Genomic DNA, 20,131 nt, shown 5'->3' with positions numbered 1-20,131 from the left:
GGCGGGCGCGGGTGGCGCGGGCGGGCGCGGGTGGCGCGGGCGGCGCGGGCGGGCGCGGGCGGCGAGGGTGGCGCGGGCGGGCGTGGGCATCGACGGGGGCCGTTCCGGGAGGTGCCGAGGGCGTTAACTCGGTGGAACCAGAGGCCGTAGACTCGGCGGCGCGCGCCGCTTTACCCTACAAATCCGGTGGGTTATGTGGTTGGCTAAGCGCAGCGTCGACCTGCGGGAGAGTAAGATGTCGAGCCTCGTCGAATTGGTAGCGCCCGCCAGCCGGGACGCCGTGAACGGCCGGACCGTGGCGATCATCGGCGGGGGCGCCACCGGCGCTCTGCTGGCGCGGGCGCTGATCCTCCGTACGGATCGGGAAGTGGTCTTGATCTCTCCTGATCCTTCCCCGGGACGTGGGGTGGCCTACGGCGCCGCGAGGCCATGGCACATCCTGAACGCGCGGGCCGGTTCGATGAGCATCTGCCCGGACGACCCGATGCACCTGGTCCGCTGGGCCCGCGCGCACGGGCACGCGATCGAGGGCACCGATTTTCTGCCGCGCGCGCTCTACGGGGACTATCTGGCCGACCAGTTCGCGGAGATTCTGGCCACCTCGGGCGGCCGGCTGCGGCACCACGTCGCGACGGCGACCGCGTTGCGTCAGGACCGGGAGGGTTATGCGGTGTTCACCGACGCCGGGCCGGTCCGCGCCGACCAGGTGATCCTGGCCGTCGGCAACCCGGAGCAGCAGCGGCTGCCCGGCATCGGCGACGCCGCCCACGCGAGCCCGCACCTGGTCACCGACCCGTGGTCGGCCTACCCGAAACCGGACGTGGACGAGCCGGTTCTGCTGCTCGGCACCGGCCTGACCGCGGTGGACGTCGCGCTGACCCTGACCGAGGCCGGTCACCGCGGCCCGATCGAGGCGATCTCCCGGCGCGGGCTGCTGCCGCTGGCGCACCCCGAGTTGCCGCCGTCGTCGGCGCACCCCGACCTGATCCTGGACGGCGGCCTGACGCTGCGGCAGTTGCTGCGCCGGGTCCGTACGGCGATCGCGTCCGGCGCTGACTGGGTCGCGGTGATCGACACGCTGCGTCACCAGGCCGACCGGTTGTGGGACGACTTCAGCGACGGCGACCGGCAGCGTTTCCTGCGGCACGTGGTCCGGTTCTGGGACGTGCACCGGCACCGGATGGCCCCGCCGATCGCCGCCCGCATCGCCGAGCTGCGGGACCAGGGCACGTTGAGCTTCGCCGCCGGTCGCCTGGAGTCGGTCGAGCCCGATCCGCGGGGCGGCCTCACGGTGCGGATCGCCGGCCGGGAGCCCCGCCGGTTCGGCGCGGTGATCAGCTGTACCGGGCCGGGCGCGCTGCCCGGCTCGGCCAATCCGTTCCTCGCCGCGCTGTTCCGGGACGGTGTGGTGCGCCCCGGCCCGTACGGGCTGGGCGTCGACACCGATCCGGACGGCGCCGTCCGGCCCGGCCTGTGGCTGGCCGGGCCGCTGCGCCGCGGCCACTCGTGGGAGACCACCGCCGTCCCGGAGATCCGCGCCCAGGTGGACCGCCTGGTCAGCGCCCTGAACTCGAAGGACGCCGAGGCTCCGGCCCGCCCCCGCGGATAACCCCGAAACCCGGCGCGTCTCCGCGACAACGCCCGACCGGGACGCGGCCGACGGGGGCGCGGACGCCGAGGCCCCGGCCGACGGGGGCGCGGCCGACAGCGGCGCGGCCGACGGGGGCGCGGCCGACCGGGTCAGCCGGTGCGCAGGCCGCCGACGGCGGTGGCGACCAGCAGGCGCAGCTCGCCGATGTGGAGCAGTCGCGCGACACCCAGGTAGGCGAGCGCACCCACCCCGGCCGGGGCCACCACGGTGAGCAGGGGCACCGCCGTACCCGTCAGACAGGTCATGCCGAAGGCGCAGACCGCACCGGCCGACGCCGCCAGCGCGACCCGCACGTGCGTACGGATCAGGCGCCGTCCGTCGATCCAGCCGAGCCGGCGCCGCAGCACGACGATCGTCGCCACCAGGCCGAACGTGTAGGCAACGGCGTACGCGACCGGCACACCGACCACGATCGAGGCGGCCGGCAGCGCGAGGCCGGCCACCGCGCAGCCGGCGATCCCGGTGACCGCGACCCCGGCCGTGATCAGCGCCGGCGTCCGGGTGTCCTGCATCGCGTAGAAGCCGCGCTGCAGGATCGAGTACGCACTGAACGGCACCAGCGCCGACCCGAACGCGGCCAGCACCGCCCCGAGCGTCCGCACCGTCGCCGGCGCGCTGTTCCCGTGGTCGAACAGCACCGTCGCGATCGGCCGCCCCAGCAGCAGCATCGCGACGGCGACGGGGGCCATCACGGCCACCGCGACGCGCACCGCGAGCGACAGGTCGCGCACGATCCGGTCGTGGTCCCGCCGGGCCGCGCTGCGACTGAGCCGGGGCAGCATCGTGGTCATGACCGACAGCGCGATCACCGCGAACGGCACCTGGAAGACGGCCAGGGCGTTCTGGTACGCCGTCACCCCGCCCTGCCCGCTCAGCGATGCCGCGCGGGTGGCGGCGACGAGGAACGCCTGCGCACCGAGCACGGACAGCAGCACCCAGCCGGCCAGCGCGCCGATCCGCCGGATGGCGATGCCGCGCGGGTCGAGGTGCAACCGGACGGGGAACCCGGACCGGGACAGTCCCCACACCACCAGCGCCATCTGCGCGAGAACGCCGGCGCTGGTCCCGATCGCCAGCAGCGTGAAGTTCCGCGAGGCCACGTAGAGCAGCCCGACCGCGATCACCACCAGGCTGTTGACCAGCGGCGCCCACGCCGCGACGGCGAACCGGCCGCGGATGTTCAGCACCGCGCCCGCGGTCGCGCTGACCCCGTAGAACAGGATCTGCGGCAGGAAGTAGCGGCTGAGGACGATCGCCATCTCGCGCTGTTCCGGGGTGAAGCCGGGGGCCACGAGGTCGACCAGGCACGGCGCGATCCCCAGCGCCAGCAGCGTGACCGCGCTCAGCCCGTAGACCATCAGCGACAGCAGCCGCTGGGTATAGAGCACACCCTGATCAGGATCGGTCAGCGCGGCCCGGGTCAGCAGCGGCACGATCACGCTCGCCATCGCCCCGCCGATGAGCAGTTCGTAGACCGCGTTGGGCAGCGTGTTGGCCACGTTGTAGGCGTCCAGCAGCCGGGTGCCGAGCCCGAGCGCCGCGGTCAGCACCAGCACCCGCACGAACCCGGCGGCCCGTGAGGCCAGGGTCGCGACCGCCATCCGAGAAGTCGCCGCCACCGTTCACGCCCCCGTCCGTCACCGACGGTGCCTAGCATGCACCACCGGGTCGAGGGCAGCGCGGAACCCGGGGTCCGATTCCGGTCAGGATCTCGTGCGGGTTGGTCCCGGCCCAGTCGGCCCACTCGGCGACCGTCGGTTCCCCGGCGTCACCGGGTCCGAAAAGGACCGCCCGGTCGCCGGCCCGTACCGGCAGGTCGCCGGCGTCCACGACCACCTGGTCCATGGCGATCCGGCCGACGATCGGACGGCGGCGACCGTGGATCAGCACCTCGGCCCGGCCGGCGACCCGGCGCGGGACGCCGTCCGCGTATCCGGCCGGGACCAGGGCGAGCGTGGTCTCCCGGTCGGCGACGTGGTCGTGACCGTAGGAGACGCCGGTGCCGGGGCCGACCCGCTTGGTCAGGATCACGGTGGATTCCAGGGTCATCGCCGGGCGCAGGCCGAACACGCGGCCGGGCACCGGCTCGACGCCGTACAGCGCGATACCGGCCCGGACCAGGTCGAACCGGGCCGGCGGCAGGTGCAGGGCGGCGGCCGAGTTGGCCAGATGGATCAGCGGGTCGACGATGCCGGCCGCGGCCGCCTCGGCGCGGGCGTGACCGAAGGCGATCAGCTGGCGATGCAGTGCGGGGTCATCCGGGTTCTCGGCGTTCGCCAGGTGCGACCAGATCCCCCGTACCGTAATGAAACCGGCGGCCTGGAGTTTGGCGGCGACCGTGAGCAGATGCGGCCATTCGGCGGCGGTGGCGCCGCCGCGCGAGAGTCCGGTATCGGCCTTGAGGTGCACCGACACCGGACGACCGATCCTGGCCAGGGCCTCCAGCGCTTCGGCCGAGCTGACCGAGACGTCGACGTCGGCGAGATCGGGTACGTCGTCCGGCGCCCACAACCACATCAGGATCGGCGCCCGAATCCCGGCCGCCCGCAGCTCCCGGGCCTCGGCCGCCGACGTCACCCCCAGCCAGGACGCGCCCCCGGCCACCGCGGCGCGAGCCACCTCGACCGCGCCGTGACCGAAACCGTTCGCCTTGACGACGGCCATGAGGGCCGCACCCCCGGCGGCTCGGAGCAGCAGCGCCGTGTTCCGCTCGATCGCCTCCGGGTCGACGAGCGCGCGGGTCAGCATCGCGCGGTGCTCAGCAGACGGTCAAGAATTTCGGCGTACGGCACCCCGGCCGCCCGCCAGATCTGCGGGAACTGCGACAGCTCGGTCATCCCGGGCATGGTGTTGACCTCGTTCATCACCACCCCGGTCGCGGTCAGGAAGAAGTCCACGCGGAGCAGCCCGGCGCAGCCCAGCGCCGTGAAGACCCGCCGCGCCGCGTCCTCCAGCAGTTCCCGTTCCGTCGTCCGGAGCGCGGCCGGGATGACGAACTCGGCGGCCCCCGGCGTGTACTTGGCGTCGAAGTCGAAGAACCGTGCGGTGTGGGTGATCTCCAGGGCCGGCCCGACGTCGAGCGTCCCGTCCTCGCCCTGCAGCACCGCGATGTCCACCTCCCGGCCGACCACCGCAGCTTCGACCAGGACTTTCGTGTCGTGTTTGCGGGCCGAGGCGATCGCCTGCCCGAGATCGTCCCAGTCGTCGACGCGGGAGACGCCGACGCTGGAGCCGCTGCGGGCCGGTTTCACGAAGACCGGCAGACCCAGCCGTTGCCGATCAGAAACGGTCACGTCGTCGTCGCCGTCGCGCAGCACGACACCGTCGGCCACGGCGATGCCCTCGGCCGCCACGAGCGTCTTGGTGAACTGTTTGTCCATGGCGGCCGCGCTGGCCAGAACCCCACTGCCGACGTACGGGATCCCGGCCGTCTCCAGGACCGCCTGCAGCGTGCCGTCCTCCCCGAACGGCCCGTGCAGGACCGGGAACGCTACGTCGGCCGTCCGCAGCACCCCGAGCGCGGCGATGATACTGGCCAGCGGCGCGGTGGCCGGCGGCGCGGCCGGGAAGGCCGCGGCCGTGCCGGTGTCGGTGCCGGCCTGCCAGACGCCGGCCCGCGTGATCCGGATCGGCAGCACCTCGTAGCGATCGCGGTCGAGGAACCGGAACACCGACGCCGCCGAGCGGCAGGAGACGTCGTGCTCGGCGCTGCGCCCGCCGAAGAGGACCGCCACCCGGATCTTGCCTGCGGAGTTCTGCATGGCCGACATCCTGTGGAACGGATCATGAGGTGCGCGTCAGCGATCTCCTTATGGAACCTTTACCCCCAGCGGATCGGCCAGCAGCGTCGCGAAGCCCAGCTCGGCCGCGCCCATCAGCGTCGTGTCCCCGGCCAGCGCGGACAGGCGCAGCCGGGCCCGCTCGCGGGAGACCGGCATGGCGTGCTGGGCGATCCGGGCCGCGACCTGGGGCGCTGCCCCGCGGTAGACGTCCCGCAGCATGCCCCCGAAGATCACCACGCCCGGGTTGAACAGGTTGATCAGGTTGGCCACGCCGATGCCGAGCCAGTCCCCGATCGTGGCGACCGCACCGGCGGCCCGGGCGTCGCCGGCCGCCGCGTCGGCGACCACCGCCCGGACCGCGCCGGCGCCGATCGCCCGGCCGGCCCGCCCGGCCGCGTCGAGCAGCGCGGACTCCCCCGTCTCGGCCTCCAGGCAGCCCCGCGAGCCGCACAGGCAGGGCCGGCCGTCGAACGGGTTGACCAGCATGTGCCCGACCTCGCAGCCGTACCCGCTCTCGCCGCCCAGCAGGGTGCCGCCGACCAGGATCCCGCCACCCACGCCGACGTCCCCGTGCAGGTAGATGAGGTCCGGCGAGCCGACGCCGGCACCACGCTGGAACTCGGCCAGCGCACCGAGATGCGCCTCGTTGCCGACCGCGACCGGCAGGCCGATCCCCAGCGCCAGCGCCAGCTCGGCGCCGAACGCCTGGTCGACCCAGCCCAGCTCGGGACCGTAGCGGACCATGCCGTCGCCGGGGCGGATCATTCCGCAGTACGAGGCGCCGACGCCGACGCACGTCGTCTCCGCGGGGGCCGCGGCGACCAGGTCCCGACCCAGCTCGGCCAGCTTGCCGACCACCGCGTCCAGGTCGACACCGGCGCGCGGACGGTCGGCCGAGCTCCGCGCCAGCACGGCGCCGCCGAGACCGACCCGGGCCGCGACCAGCCGGTCCACGGCCACGTCGAAGGCGAGCACCCAGAACCGCTCGGACTCGGGCACGACCACGAGCGACGGGCGGCCGGCACCGCTCGTACCGGCCGGATGTTCCTCCCGGATCAACCCGGCCGCGGTCAACTCGGCGGTCAGCGCCAGGATCGTGCTCCGGTTCACACCCATCCGGGTGGCGAGCACGGCCCGCGACAGCGGCCCGCCGACGTGCACGTGGTGCAGCAGGGTCCCGAGGCTGGACCGCCCCGGCCGTGCCACCACCCCGATCGCCACCCACGGATGTCTATCACACTCCCCGTGCGCCCGGTTCTTGTCAGACCCCGGGTGCAGGATGACGGGGTCCGGCGAGATCTGGAGGGATTGCGATGGCATTGCGGGTGGATCTGACGTTCGACACCGCGCACGCGGAGGAGCTGGCCGAGTTCTGGAAGGTCGCGCTGGGTTATGAGGACGAGCCGCCCCCGGCCCCGTTCGCGACCCGGGCCGAGTGGGTCGCGTCGTTCGGCGAGCCCGAGGAGGATTCGGGTGGTGGCGCCTGGCTGCGCGATCCGGCGGGGGTCGGGCCGCGGCTGACCTTCCTCGACGTGCCCGAGTCCAAGGTGGCGAAGAATCGGCTGCACATCGACGTCCGGGTGGGTAAGCACGGTGAGCCGTGGCCGCGGATCCTGGCCAAGGTCGAGGAGTTGCGGGCGATCGGCGGGCAGGTCCGGGCGACGTTCGAGGGGCACCACGTGGTGATGGCCGATCCGGAGGGGAACGAGTTCTGCGTGGCCGCATGAATGGCATTCGCCATTTCGGAATTGTTGTCGGCAGAATTGTCAACGATCAAGCCACAGGTCTTTCATAGGCTCCAATGTTTCTATTGCCGCCAAGCATCAAAGGTTCCCGGCGGACCAGGGTAGATGCCGTCCCAGGGCCGCCGGGAACCGGCAATCGACAGGAGGATCAGTGGTTTCTTCGTCATACCAAGGGCGGCGCCTTCCGCATCCCGACGAGGAGGTGTTCGACCAGGGTCTGGGATTCGACCTCGGCACCCTGATGGGCCGTCGTCAGATATTGCGCGCGTTCGGCATCGGCGCCGTGACCCTCGGGCTCGCGGCCTGCAGCGACGACACGTCGTCGTCGGCCACGCCGGCCTCGTCGACGTCCACGACCTCGTCGGGCGAGATCCCGGACGAGACCGCGGGGCCGTACCCGGGTGACGGCTCGAACGGGCCGGACGTCCTGGCGGAGAGCGGCATCGTCCGCAGCGACATCCGGTCCAGCTTCGGCGAGTCGACGACCACCGCCGAGGGCGTGCCGATGACGCTGGAGCTGACGATCAAGGACCTGGTCGGCGCGAAGGCGTTCGCCGGGGTGGCGGTCTACGTCTGGCACTGCGACCGGGCCGGCGGCTACTCGCTGTACTCGGACGGGCTGACCAAGGAGAACTATCTGCGCGGCGTGCAGATCGCCGACGCCGACGGGAAGGTCACGTTCACCAGCATCTTCCCGGCCTGTTACACCGGGCGGTGGCCGCACATCCACTTCGAGGTGTATTCCGGCCAGGCCGACATCACGGACTCGACCAAGGCGATCGCGACCTCGCAGGTGGCGCTGCCCAAGGACATCTGCGACACGGTCTACAAGCAGAAGGGGTACGAGGCTTCGGTCACCAACCTGGCCCAGGTCACCCTGCAGAACGACAACGTCTTCGGCGACGACGGCGGCGTCTCCCAGCTGGCCACCGTGACCGGCGACGTGGCCGGCGGCTATGCGGTCGCGCTGTCGGTCGGCGTGGACACCACGACCAAGCCCAGCGGCGGCGCGGCCCCGGGTGGCGGGGGCACCCCGCCCTCCGGCGCTCCCGGTGGCGGCGGCCCGGGCGGCACCCCGCCGTCGGGTGCTCCCGGTGGCGGCGGTCCGGGTGGGGCCCCGCCGTCCGGTGCCCCGGGTGGTGCCCCGCCCAGCACCGCCTCCTGATCCCGGGTGGGGAGCGGCGAGGCCCCTCGGTCGTTCCCCACCCGAGCAGGCACGAGCGGGGTCAGCGGCGGATGTGCATCGCCGTGTAACGGTGGGCCGGCCGGCGCCGGGTGGCGAAGAGGACGACGCCACCGGCCAGGATCAGGGCGAAGCCGGCCAGGGCGACCAGCGCGGTCGCGTCGCCGGTCACCGGCGAGCTGCCCGGGCCCGAGCCGGGTTCGGCCGGCACCCGGGGCGGCGGCCTGCGGGCGGGCACCGCGACGGTCGACGGCGCCTCGGCCGTGACGTCGTCGGCCGCCGGGTCCACCAGGTCGCCCGCGATGTGCGCCTCGAACGTCTGCTGGCCGGAGGCGATCTGCTTGGGCGTCAGGTGATATTTGGCCGACTTGCAGACGACCGTCGCGCCCGGCGCGATCTCCCGGGCCGCGCACGTCACCGCGGCCGGCAGCCCGGTCACCCGCAGGTTGATCAGGGTGACGTTGCCGGTGTTGGTGACCAGGATGGTCGAGACCACGTCGTCGTCCGGCCCGAAGTGCCCGTCCCCGTCGGTGTCGGTCCAGACCGCGGTCTGCTTGCCCTCTAGCCGTGGGCTGGGCGGTGCGAGCGGCACCGACGTGGTCGCCTCGTTCGAGGTCACCCTGGTCCCGGCTCCCGGCACGACCCCTTCGGCGGTGGCCCGGTCGACGATCGGGGTCGCCGCGTCCACATCGGTCTGGGTGACCCGGTACGGGTCGTCGGCCGCGCAGTCCGTCCCCGCTCCCGGCGCGAGCCGGGTCGCGGCGCAGGTCACCCGCGGCGCCCGGGTGTGGGCCACGGTCAGGTCGGACACCGTGACGTTGCCCCGGTTGTAGACCTTGTAGGCGTAGGTCAGGAAGTCCCCGGCCGACACCCCGAAGACCGCCGCCACCGTGGCCCGATCGTCCTGCGCCACCTTCGTGGTCAGCCCGATCTCCAGGACGGGCGCGGCCGGCACCACCGGCACGCCGCCGCTGAACGGGCCGAACGTGTGCGGCCCGTCCGGCGCGGTCCCGGTCACGGTGATCTCGGTGCCGATCGGCGACCCGGCGTCGACCTCGTCCTGGGTGACGGTGTGCTCGGCGGTGGCGGTGCAGGTCATCGACTCGCGCACGGCCAGCCCGGTCCGCGGGCAGCTGATCCCGGGGCCGGCGCTGATTCCGATGATGGTCTGGTTGCCGTTGTTCACCACCAGGAACGTCCACCTGATCGTGTCCCCGGCGACGGCTGCCGACTGGTGCGCGGCCGGGGTGACCGTGCCGATCACCTGCACGCCGAGCGAGGGCGCCGCGATCACGACCGGCACCCAGGTCGGTGCCGTGCCGAACGTCTTGCGCGGTCCGCTGCCGTCACCGGGCCTGCCGCTCAGGGTCGCCGTGCTGATCAGCGGGTTGCCGGCGTCGACGTCGGCCTGGGTGACGGTGTAGCCGCCGCTGCCGCACTTCATCGAGGCGCCCGGGCGCAGCATGCTGCCGGGGCACGTGGCCACGCCCGTACGGGAATCGTTGATCGCGATGTCGCGAACGGTGAGCGTGCCGGTGTTGGTGACGGTGAACTCGAAGCCGACGATGTCGCCGGCCTCGGCCGCGGTCGTGTGCGCGGCCGGGAAGACCCGGACGGCCGAGGTCACGATGGTGAGCAGCCCGGTGCCGGAGCCGAGCGGCACGCTCACCGTGTCGCTGCCGTAGCGGACGGCCGTGGCCGCGCCGGGCCGGCGCCCGGAGACGTCGGCGGTCGCCGCGAGCGGGACGGCGGTGTCGTAGTCGTCCTGGGTGACCGTGTAGGACGGCCCCCCGGTGCACGTCATCGTGCCGCCGGGCGGGACCGGGACGGCCGGGCAGGTCGCCGCCCCGGTCAGCGAGTCGTTCACGCCGACGTCGGTCATCGTGACGTTGCCGCCGTTGCGGACCAGGTAGTCGAGGTAGATCTGGTCGCCGGGCGCGGCCGCGGCGGCGTGCGGGGCCGGGTTGACGTGCGCGGTGCTGGTCACCGTGAGCGCGACCGTGGAGCCGATCACCGCGACCGAGGCCGAGCTCTCGTCGCTGACCGGCAGATGACCGGGCGCGACGCTGCGGGCATCGGCGATCGCGTCGTTGATCACGGGCCCGCCCGCGTCGACATCATTCTGACCGACCGTGTACGGCGTCCCGGCCGAGTGGCAGACGACCGCCGGGTCCAGCGGCGCGAGCGTCGTGAAGGCCGGGCAGCTGATCGAGGCCGCGTTGATGTCGGTCACGGTGACCGTGTCGAGCGTGACGTTGCCGGTGTTCTTGATCGTGTACGTGTACGTGATCGTGTCCCCCCGGCGCACCGGCGGGGACGCGGTCGCGGCGGTGTGGATCGTCATCGCCGGTGCCGCCGCCGCCACCTGGATCCCACTGGCCGGCGAGGTGAACGTGAACGGCGTGTTCAGCGTGTTCTCGACGGTCGTGGCCGTGGCGACGTCGGTGACCGCGACCCCGGCGTCGACGTCGGCCTGGGTCACGGTGTAGCCCGGCCCGGAGTGCGTGCAGGTCGTCCACGCGTTCGGCATCAGCGAGACCTGGCCGCAGGTGATCGTGTTGGCCCGGGAGTCGGTGAGCGCGATGGTGTCCATCTGCACGTTGCCGTTGTTGGTGACCCGGTAGCTGTAGGAGATCGTGTCGCCGGCCGCGGCCGCGTTCTGCCGGCTCGCGACGTCGACCGTCGGGGTGATCACCACGGTGAGCGAGGGGCGCGGGACGGCGACCGGCACGCTCGTGCTGAGCTGGGCGTAGGTGGCCGGCAGCACGGTCGCGGTGTTCAGCGCCTGCGCGGTCACGACGTCGGTGAGCGGCTGGTTGAGACCGACGTCGCCTGAGGTCACGGTGTGGGTGGCGCCGGTGCAGGTGGTCATCGCGCCGACCGCCAGGGTGGTCGCCCCGCAGGTGATGGTCAGACTGAGCGCGCCCCCGCCCAGCGTCAGCGTGGTCATCGGCAGGTTGCCGGTGTTGGTGACCTCGTACGAGTACGCGATGGTGTCCCCCACCCCGGGCGGGGTCGACGAGACGGTGCTGGTCGAGCGGATGCTCAGCCCGGGTGCGGCGGCCACCGCGGTGATCGTCGCGGTCGCCCGGTTGTTGGTGCTGTCCGGGTCGGTGCCGTCGGCGGACACCACCTGGGTGTCGTCGCGCAGCGTGCCGGTGCCGAGCACGGTGCCGGTCAGGTCGAGGGTGACGCCCGGCCCGGCGCCCGGGGTGAGCCGCTGGATCGTCCAGTTCAGCGAGTTGACGTCGTACGCGCCGGTGCTGGTTGTTCCTGAGGTGAGACTCAGTCCGGCGTCCGGGGTCTCGCGCAGCACGACATCGGTGGCATCGGACGGGCCTCGGTTGATCACGGTGACCCGGTAGCGGACCTCCTCGGTCTGCACCGGTGTGGCCGAGCCGATCACGGCCTTGGTGACCTCGACGTCGGCGCGCTGCTGGACGGCGCCGGTGGTGGTGACCGCGTCGTTGGTGGAGTCCGGGTCGGGTGTGCTGGCCGACACGGTCGCCGTTCTCGCGTAGGACGGGCTGCCGTACCCGGCCGGCAGCAGCACGGCGGCGAACGTGATCTGCCAGGTCGCGGACGCGGCCAGGGTCGGCCGGTTGCAGACGTAGCTGCCGCCGTCCGGGGTCACGCCGGCCGTGATCGTGCCCTGGAACGTGCAGGTGGCGCCGGTCGTGGTGGCGGCCGGCACGGGCCATCCGGCCGGGACGGCCTGGCTCATCACGACGCCCTCGGCGCGGGTCGGCCCGCCGTTGGTGACCGTCACGACGCCGGTCACGGTCTGCCCGGCGACCAGCGTGCTCGGGTCGGACGGGTTGGCCAGGGTCTGCGCGATCGACAGGTCACCCTTGAGCAGCACGGTGAAGTTGATCGTGTCGGTGTCGTTGGCGGCGTTGTTGTCGGTGGTCGGCGAGATGACGGTGGTGCTGGCGAACCCGGGCCCGGCGGCGGCGTTCGGGCCGAGGGTGGCCGTGCCGGTCAGCACGATCGGGTAGTTCGGGGGCAGCGCGGGGAGCGTGCAGGCGGTCGCGGTGCAGCGCGGGTCGGAGCGCACGATGGTCACGCCGGGCGGGACGACGGTGTTGAAGGTGACGTTCCGGGCGTACGCCGGCCCGTGGTTCACCACGGTGAGGGTGTAGGTGACGGTGTCGCCGGCGTACGCGCTGAGCGCGCTCAACCCGAGTTTCACGCCGACGTCGGCCACCGCGCTGCCGGCCGACTGGACCGAGAAGTTGTTGTTGGCGGCCGACGGGTCCGGGGTGCTGGACGTGACCGAGACCGCGTTGTTGACGTCCCCGCTGCCGGCGCTGTCGAGCACCATGTCGACGGTGACCGTGGTGCTGGCCCCGGGCGCCAGGTCCGGCACCTGGCACTCGACGGTGCCGGTGCCGCTCAGGGCGCAACTGCCGCCGGGGACCGTCCCGCTGGAGTAGGTCGAGTTCAGCGCCAGCGCGTCGGACAGGATCAGGCCGCGGGCCACCGACGGGCCGGCGTTGGTGATCGTCGCGGTGTAGGTGATCGGCGCCCCGGCCACCCCGGGCGTGTTGGTCATGGTCACGCCGACGTCGGCCAGCGTGGCCACCGCGCCGCTGACCGAGGCGGCGTTGTCGGCCTGATTCACCTCGTACGTCGTGCTGGTCACCGACGACGTGAGCGTCGCCTGCGCTCCGGGGGTCGCCGCGGCCAGCACGTCGCCGGTGACCACCATGACCCCGGTCGCGCCGGACGCCATCGACGGCAGGTCGCAGCGCGCGCTCTGACCGGTCACCGTGCACGTCGCGCCGGTCATGCTCGCCGCCACGTTGACGATGCCGGCCGGCACGGTGGCGGTCACCGACACCCCGTTGGCGGTGCTCGGGCCGCCGTTGACGACGGTCAGGTTGGTCGTGGCAGTACGCCCGGCGACCACCCCGCCGGCCGTGATCGCCGCGGTGATCCGCAGGTCGGTGGCCGGATTCACGGTGCTGGTGACGGTGTTGCCGGTCGAGGTGACGCTCGTGGCCGACACCGGTTCGTCGAACGTCGCGGCGCCCTCGGTGCTCAGGGTGGTCTCGGCGGCCGCGGTGTTCACCCGTACCTGATAGGTAATTGATCGTGATTCGCCGACCGGGATCGTCCCGCCGGCGCTCGCGCCGGCGCCGGTCCCGGTCCGCACCCGGACCGTCCGGGTCGCCGCGTCGTATTCACCGGTGTCGCTGTCGGCCGCATCGCTGACCACCGTGCTGCTGGAGCCGGTGATCGACCGGATCGAGCCCGGCACGAATGTCGTCCCGGCCGGGATGGTGTCGCTGAGCAGGGCCGACTTGGCCGGGTTGCCGCCGCGGTTCTCGGTGTTGACCGTGTAGGTCAGCACGTCGCCGACGTTGGCCGACGCCGCGCTGACCGCCGTGCCGGTGAACAAGCAGGCCGCGGTGCCGAACGAGATGCCGTCGAGGAAGTTTCCGTAGGTCGGCTTGTTCTGCGCGGCCGAGATCGACTCGAACGCGAACCGGGTCATGGTCTGCCCGTTCGGCACCGTGTAGGCGCCCGAACTGGTGCCCCACACGGTGTTGACGTCCGAGATCTGGCCGCCCTGCTGCGCCAGCGTGCCACCGGCCGGCCCGATCTTCACCGCCATGACGTCGGTGCCGAGCCGGCCGCGGTGCTTGAGCTCCCAGCGCAGCACCTGCCCGCCGGTCGGCGTGGCCACGTCCTGGTAGAGCGTGGAGACGTAGTTGGCGTTGAGCTCGACGAACTGCACCCCGGACCCGGCGTTGAAGCCCTGCCGGACCTCGTGCCACAGTTCGAACTCGCGGTCCGGCGCGGTCGTCTTCCACCCGGGCATGTCCGGGCCCTCGTTGATCAGCGACATCGAGTTGGCGGCGATCACCGGCAGCTCGTAGTCGCCGTTGATCAACGACACCGGCGCCGAGCACGTGGTCTGGGCCGCTCGCGCCGGATTCTCCCGCAGGGCCGGCGCGACCAGGAAACACACCGCCAGCAGAAACAGGGCCACCAGGTGCGGCGCGTAGCGTCGTAGGACCACGAGTCGCAATCTAGTGTCCGAATGCGGATGATTTTCGCGTTTATCCGATCCTGACCGTACGGGCCCAGTCCGGCGGGAAGCAGTACTCGCCGTCGTCCTGGGCGCGGCGGCGGAACAGCCCGACCACGGTCCGGCCCGGCGGCGCCGCCGGCCACGGCGTCCAGCCGTCCGTCAGCACCACGAACACGTCCGGCCGCATCCGCCGGGCCTGCGCGAACCCGGCCCGCAGGTCGGTGCCACCGCCGCCGATCAGGGTGATCCCCTCGGCCCGGCACAGCGGGTGGGCGATCCCGGCCGCCGCGTCGCACGAGACCACGCTGACCCGGGACCGGCCACCGGCCGCGCGTCCGATAGCGGTCACCTCCAGCAGCGCGGTGCCCAGCTCCTCGTCGCTGACCGAGCGCGACGTGTCGATCACCACGCAGACCCGGGGCGGGCTGCGGCGCAGGGCCGGCAGGATCACTCCCGGAAGTGCCGTGGCCCTCCGGGCCGGTTTCCCGTACGTGTAATCGCCGCCCGGCCCGGACGAACCGGCGGCCGCCCGCACCGCTGCACCGAGCAGCTCCCGCCACGGCTGCGGCGGATGGAACGCCTCCTCGGCCCAGCGCCGCCAGCCCCGGGGCACGTCCCCCGGATGCCCGTTGATCGCCTCGGCGACCCGGAACCGGACCGCGTCACGCTCGTGCTCGGTCAGCCCGTGAGCCCCGTCCGCACCGAGATCCCACTCGCGCCGGCCGCCGTCGGCGCCGCTGCCGCAGTCCAGCCACGCGTAGCCGTCGGTCCACGGGCCGAGCGTGAACAGCGCCAGGTAGTCCTCCATCAACTGGCCGGGCGCCATCCGCAGGTTCGTCGGCAGCACCGCCCCGGACGGGACCGGCAGGCCGTCGCCGTACACGTCGTCGTTGATCTCGCAGTCGGCCGCGATGTTCATCCGCAGGCGCTCGCCCGGGCCGGTCAGACCGTGCTCGGCGGCGTAGCGGTCACCGCGCCCGTGGTGGTCGCGCAGCAGGTGGGAGACCTCGTGCACCCAGACCGAGGCCAGCTCCTCGATCGGGGTGGAGGCCACGAACGCCGGCGCGACGTAGCAGCGCCAGTGCCGGTCGACGGCCATCGTCCGGGCCCGCGCGGACTCGACGACGTGCAGGGCGAACAGGGCCGAGGCCAGGTAGGGGCGGGCCCGGACGGCTCGCAGGCGGGCCGCGTACAGCTTCTCCTCGTCCATGCTCACGCGGCCAGCCCGGACACGCTGACCGCGCCGGCCAGCCGTTCGATGCCGGCCGGCATCGGCCAGTCGTCGCGCCGCAGCCGCGCCAGATCCCCGGCGGGCACCACCAGCAGGTCCGGCGCACCGCCGTCCAACGCCTTGACCAGCAGGGCCCAGGCCGCATCCCACCGGTCACGGTCCGCCCGGCACCGGACCGCTTCGACAATTCCTTCCAGTACGGCCTGCCGGAGGTCACCGCGAACGGGCAGCTCGGCCGCGTCCGGGTCGGCCAGCAGCCGCTCCGGATCGGGCAGGTCCATCCGGTCGAGCACGGCCAGCAACTCCAGCCCCGGCCCGTCGCCGACCACCCCGCGGACCAGCATGGCGAGCACGTCGCGGGACGTGCCGGCCGCGGTCGCGAACGCGATCAGCCGCACCGCCATCTCCCAGGTCCGCGGGGACGGCCACGGACCGCCGCGCTTGGTCTCGGACGGCGGCAGCTGGTGCACCAGCTTCGGGCGGGCGTCGAGCAACCGGGTCACACCGCCCCGGGCGTACGCGACCGCCTCGGTCAGCCGGGCCGGATCGAGACTCGGCAGCGCGGCCCGCGGCCACGTCCCGCCCAGCCCCCGCACCACCACCGCGTGGTCGTAGGTCCACTGCAGGTGCACGAACCGGTTGGCCAGCGGCGCACTCAGGTCCCAGCCGTCGGCGGCCGACCCGCGCGGGTTGGCCGCCGCGACGATCCGCACCCCCGGCGGCAGGGTGAGCGCACCCACCCGCCGCTCCAGGACCAGCCGCAGCAGCGCGGCCTGCACGGCGGGCGGCGCGGTCGACAACTCGTCGAGAAAGAGCAGGCCCCGGCCGCTGTTGGCGAGCCGGACAGCCCAGTCCGGCGGGGCCATCGGCACACCGTGCACGGCCGGATCGGCGCCGATCACCGGCAGACCGGAGAAGTCGGTCGGCTCGTGCACGCTCGCGATCACCGTGGTCAGCGGCAGATCGAGGCTGGCCGCGAGCTGGGTGAGCGCGGCCGTCTTGCCGATACCCGGCTCACCCCAGAGCAGCACCGGAAGGTCGGCGGCGACGGCCAGGGTGAGCGCCTCCAGCTGGGTGTCCGGGCGCGGTTCGGTAGTCGTGTCGGCGAGCAGACCGATCAGGTCCGCGGCGATATCAAGAGTCATGCGGTCACCTTGGTGCGGCGTCGGGGCGGTTTGGTCGGGCCCGGGCCGGCGAGCCCGGCCAGGTAGAGCTGATACGTGTGGTGCCGCTGCTCGGCCCGTTCGAGCGCGTCGCGCAGCGGGCCGTCGCGCAGGGCGGCGTGCGGCCCGAGCAGCGCCTCGACGGCCCGCAGCGCGCCGGGCAGATCGCCGTGGTCGAGCCGGGCGCGGATGTCGTCCAGGGACTCCGGGCGCCGCATGGCATCGTCGATGACCTGCAGGCAGGGCAGCGGGGTGCCGCCGAACGCGACCAGGATCTCCTCGCGGCGCAACTCGTCGGGGTGGTGGTCCGGCGCCGAGAGCACGCCGTCGATGAGGGCGAGGCGGTGCTGCTCGCCGCGGCACTCGACGATCCGCGGTCCGGAGTCGCCGACGTCGGGCGGGCGGGAGTGACCGGGGGCCAGCGCTTCGGCTACCAGGGGGTGCAGCTGACCGGGTTCGATCAGGCCGGCCCGGAGCAGCTCCAGGTCGGGTGGCACCCGGGTGGCCGCGTCGGGGAGCACCAGCGCATGCCGCGGCCGGGTGCGGTTCCGCTCGGCGGCTCCCGAGGGCGCGGGCAATTCGCGGTAGTCGCCGGAATTTATCCGTACGAAAACCGGCTCGTGAGGTTTTTCGTCAGCCTGCCGGAGGATCTCCGCCTCGGCCGGCCACCGATGGCGGGCCTCGGCGGTGCCGCCCGGCCAGGTCGCGGCGCCCGAACGTTCCCGCAGCTCAGCCGCGCGACGAACATCCCAGAGATGGCGATGCAGGTCGAAACGGAACCGGCGATGAGGCCGCGGATGCGGATGCACCCCGGCCGTCTCGCCGTCCCACAGCGCCAGCGTGATCCGCTGATCGGCGTCGGCCCAGGCCGGAGCAGTACGCGCCACCAGGTGCAACCGCGCGTCATAGGACGCCAGCGCCACCGTCAGGCCCGGCCGCAACCGCCCCGCCTCGGCCCGCGGGAAGTGCCAGCGCAACAGGTCAGGAGCGAGATGAAGGAGGTCGGCGCGAACCGCGGCGGCGAATTCGGGGCCGACCGCACGCAGGTCGCATTCGAGATCCACCCGGGCCGCGGCGCACGCACCGGCCCAGTCGCCGGCGAGCCGGCGCGCGGTGGCAGTTTCGATCATGGTGGGCGGTACGGCGAATTCGCGCACGCGCCGCCAGGCGAGGAGACGGGGGTCGCCGTCCACAGAGGAGCGCATCAGCACTCACTTCTTGTGGACATGGCCCCCTCTCCGAGGTTCGAGGTCAGCATCGCGAGGGAGCGTAGCCGATCCGGCCCGGATCCGGCATCCCCGTTCAACCGTTCGCCCGACCCGGCATCGGGTGTAATACCGTGCGGTGGTGCACCCCGAGCGGCCCATTCCCTTTGCTGCACAACCGCCCGCCGGCCCGGCGTCGGCCGCCGATTCGCAGCAGATCACCCGGCGGAACGCCCCGGGCGACCGCCTGCGAACGCTGATCGGCCTGGCCCCCGACGGTACGCCGATCCACCTCGACCTGAAGGAGGCTGTGGACAACGGCATGGGCCCGCACGGCCTCGCCACCCCCACCGCGATCCGGACGATCGTCCACAATCTGGCCGCCACCCACACCGCCGACGAAGTCTCGTTCGTGTTCCTGAACGTTTCCGTCCCCACCGACCTGGGGCGACTCCCGCACACGGAAGCGGTCGTCGACACCACCCGGATCCCCCGCCTCATCGAGGTCCTCGAGGGCGAACTGATCCGCCGCAAACGTCTCCTGGTCGCCGCCGGCTGCTCAAGTCACAGCCAGTACCTCCGCCACGCGGATTCCCGGCCACCCATGTCCGCCCTGATCGTGATCGGTCACGCCGCCCACCATCCCGGCCTGCTCGAACTGTTCCGCCGCATCGGCCGGCTCGGCCGCGCCCGAGGCATCCACCTCCTGCTGACCGGCGAAGCCCACGACCTCGCCGGCTACCTCTCGTACCGGATCTCCCTCGACGCCCAGGGCAACGGCCTCCTCCAGCCCAGCCCCGACCGGACCCCGATCCCGTTCCATCCTCGGATGATCGACGCCGACGGATTCGACGCTTCGCCGCCCACCCACCGCATCTGGCTCCCGCCCCTCGACGACTCCCCCACCCTCGACGACCTGGCCGGGCCCATCGTGACCGATTCCGATCACACCCCACGCTTCGCCGACGAGACCTTGCACGGAACCCTGCAACTCCCGGTCGCACTCCTCGACAAGCCCCGCGAACACCGCCGCGACACCATCTGGCTCCCGCTCCCCGGAAATGTCGCGGTCGTCGGTGGTCCGGGCAGCGGCCGGACCACCTTCTTACGTACGGTCACAGCCGCGCTGGCGCTCTCCCACTCCGCCCCGAACACTCGGCTCGTCCTCGCCGAGCAGGCTCCTTACCAGCGGATCCCCTTGGTTCACGGCCGGCTCGGCCGCCCCGACACGATGCGCGACCTCTACGCCCGACTGGACGTCCCGTCCGGCGACACCGTCGTGCTCGTCGACGACTGGCCGGAGTTCTGGGCCACCCACCCGCACTGGCACGACCTGCTCGCCGAGATCGCCCGCCGAGGCCCGTCCCGCGGCGTCCACCTGGTCGCCACCGCCACCCACTGGTCCGATTTCGATCCCCGACTGACCGACCATTTCGCGTCCCGCCTGGAGCTGCGGCTGGCCGACCCGGCCGAGTCCGCGATCAGCCCCGCGGCAGCCGCCACCGTCCCCGAGCATCAGCCGGGCCGAGGCCTGGTCGACGCCCCGTCCGGCCCGCTGCACTTCGTGACCGCCCGGCCCGAACTGTCCTCGACCTCGCACGACGCGCTGATCGCGGCTCTGTCCACCGACCACTGCGCGGAGTGCGGCTTCACCTACGGCTCGGTCTCCGCCGCCGACCTGCCCGCCCGGCTCCGTTCGGCCGGCGCGCTCTACGCGTCCGCCCTACTGGCTACCCCCGACCTGCGACGACGTCCGTCCCCGGAGGTCTGGTCCCCGCTGGAGTACACCTGCCACGTCCGCGACATGCTCCGGGTCCAGCGCGAGCGTGTCGCCCTGGCGCTGGCCGTCGACGGTCCGGCGTTCACCCCGATGGGCCGGGACGAGCGACCGTTGCGGGACGACTACAACGGTCAGGACCCGTACGTCGTGCTGTCGGATCTTGATCAGGCCGCGGAGTCCCTGGCCGCCGCCTTCGCGTCGATGACCGCGGCCGAGCTGGCCCGGACCGGCACCTACAACTGGCCGGTCACGGCCGCCCGGAACATGCTGTGGGTGGGCCGGCACACCGTCCACGAGACCGTCCACCATCTCCTCGACATCACCCGGCAGCGTTGACCCGACCGATCGGAG

General features: G+C 72.9%; 12 protein-coding genes. 4 read left to right on the top strand and 8 right to left on the bottom strand.

Annotated elements, in window-relative coordinates:
• The first annotated feature begins 235 nt into the window (after window positions 1-235).
• Window positions 236-1,609, top strand: coding sequence for an FAD/NAD(P)-binding protein (locus tag ACSHV8_RS07225; protein WP_436530631.1), 1,374 nt, complete (start codon window positions 236-238; stop codon window positions 1,607-1,609).
• Between the two features lie 131 nt (window positions 1,610-1,740).
• Here ACSHV8_RS07225 and murJ read toward each other — a convergent pair whose 3' ends face one another.
• Genes murJ through ACSHV8_RS07205 form a run of 4 tightly spaced genes read right to left on the bottom strand, consistent with a single transcriptional unit; the run spans window position 1,741 to window position 6,654 of the window.
• Window positions 1,741-3,270: a murein biosynthesis integral membrane protein MurJ gene (gene murJ / locus ACSHV8_RS07220; protein WP_436530629.1), complete on the bottom strand. Its 1,530-nt coding sequence runs from the start codon at window positions 3,268-3,270 to the stop codon at window positions 1,741-1,743.
• Between the two features lie 31 nt (window positions 3,271-3,301).
• Complete coding sequence (gene alr / locus ACSHV8_RS07215) at window positions 3,302-4,399, bottom strand: alanine racemase (RefSeq protein WP_436530627.1); 1,098 nt, start codon at window positions 4,397-4,399, stop codon at window positions 3,302-3,304.
• Entirely contained in the window at window positions 4,393-5,412 is a 1,020-nt protein-coding gene (locus ACSHV8_RS07210; RefSeq protein WP_436530625.1) for a D-alanine--D-alanine ligase family protein, read from the bottom strand. The genes alr and ACSHV8_RS07210 overlap by 7 nt, the downstream gene beginning before the upstream one ends.
• 48 nt (window positions 5,413-5,460) lie before the next feature.
• Window positions 5,461-6,654: an ROK family transcriptional regulator gene (locus ACSHV8_RS07205; protein WP_436530623.1), complete on the bottom strand. Its 1,194-nt coding sequence runs from the start codon at window positions 6,652-6,654 to the stop codon at window positions 5,461-5,463.
• Window positions 6,655-6,746: 92 nt separating this feature from the next.
• On the opposite strand from ACSHV8_RS07205, the gene ACSHV8_RS07200 reads away from it, so the two are divergent.
• Window positions 6,747-7,160, top strand: a complete 414-nt coding sequence (locus tag ACSHV8_RS07200; protein WP_436530621.1) for a VOC family protein — start codon at window positions 6,747-6,749, stop codon at window positions 7,158-7,160.
• A 169-nt stretch (window positions 7,161-7,329) separates the two neighbouring features.
• Window positions 7,330-8,343 (top strand): intradiol ring-cleavage dioxygenase, encoded by a 1,014-nt coding sequence (locus ACSHV8_RS07195; protein WP_436530619.1) that lies wholly within the window; start codon window positions 7,330-7,332, stop codon window positions 8,341-8,343.
• Between the two features lie 61 nt (window positions 8,344-8,404).
• Here ACSHV8_RS07195 and ACSHV8_RS07190 read toward each other — a convergent pair whose 3' ends face one another.
• Genes ACSHV8_RS07190 through ACSHV8_RS07175 form a run of 4 tightly spaced genes read right to left on the bottom strand, consistent with a single transcriptional unit; the run spans window position 8,405 to window position 18,000 of the window.
• The gene (locus ACSHV8_RS07190; RefSeq protein WP_436530617.1) at window positions 8,405-14,389 is read right to left on the bottom strand and encodes a DUF7507 domain-containing protein; all 5,985 of its coding nucleotides are present in this window, start codon (window positions 14,387-14,389) and stop codon (window positions 8,405-8,407) included.
• Window positions 14,390-14,429: 40 nt separating this feature from the next.
• Window positions 14,430-15,611 carry a vWA domain-containing protein gene (locus ACSHV8_RS07185; protein ID WP_436536705.1) on the bottom strand — a complete coding sequence of 394 codons (1,182 nt, stop codon included), beginning with the start codon at window positions 15,609-15,611 and terminating at the stop codon, window positions 14,430-14,432.
• Window positions 15,612-15,613: 2 nt separating this feature from the next.
• The gene (locus ACSHV8_RS07180; RefSeq protein WP_436530615.1) at window positions 15,614-16,777 is read right to left on the bottom strand and encodes an AAA family ATPase; all 1,164 of its coding nucleotides are present in this window, start codon (window positions 16,775-16,777) and stop codon (window positions 15,614-15,616) included.
• Entirely contained in the window at window positions 16,774-18,000 is a 1,227-nt protein-coding gene (locus ACSHV8_RS07175) for a hypothetical protein (RefSeq protein WP_436530613.1), read from the bottom strand. The genes ACSHV8_RS07180 and ACSHV8_RS07175 overlap by 4 nt, the downstream gene beginning before the upstream one ends.
• A gap of 142 nt (window positions 18,001-18,142) precedes the next feature.
• On the opposite strand from ACSHV8_RS07175, the gene ACSHV8_RS07170 reads away from it, so the two are divergent.
• The gene (locus ACSHV8_RS07170) at window positions 18,143-20,116 is read left to right on the top strand and encodes an FtsK/SpoIIIE domain-containing protein (protein ID WP_436530611.1); all 1,974 of its coding nucleotides are present in this window, start codon (window positions 18,143-18,145) and stop codon (window positions 20,114-20,116) included.
• Window positions 20,117-20,131 lie beyond the last annotated feature (15 nt).

It is taken from the genome of Actinoplanes sp. HUAS TT8 (genome assembly GCF_051380535.1).
In the GTDB taxonomy this organism is placed as follows: Bacteria; Actinomycetota; Actinomycetes; order Mycobacteriales; family Micromonosporaceae; genus Actinoplanes.
Note: the sequence above shows the minus strand (reverse complement) of the source record. Positions and strands in the feature narration are given on the sequence as shown.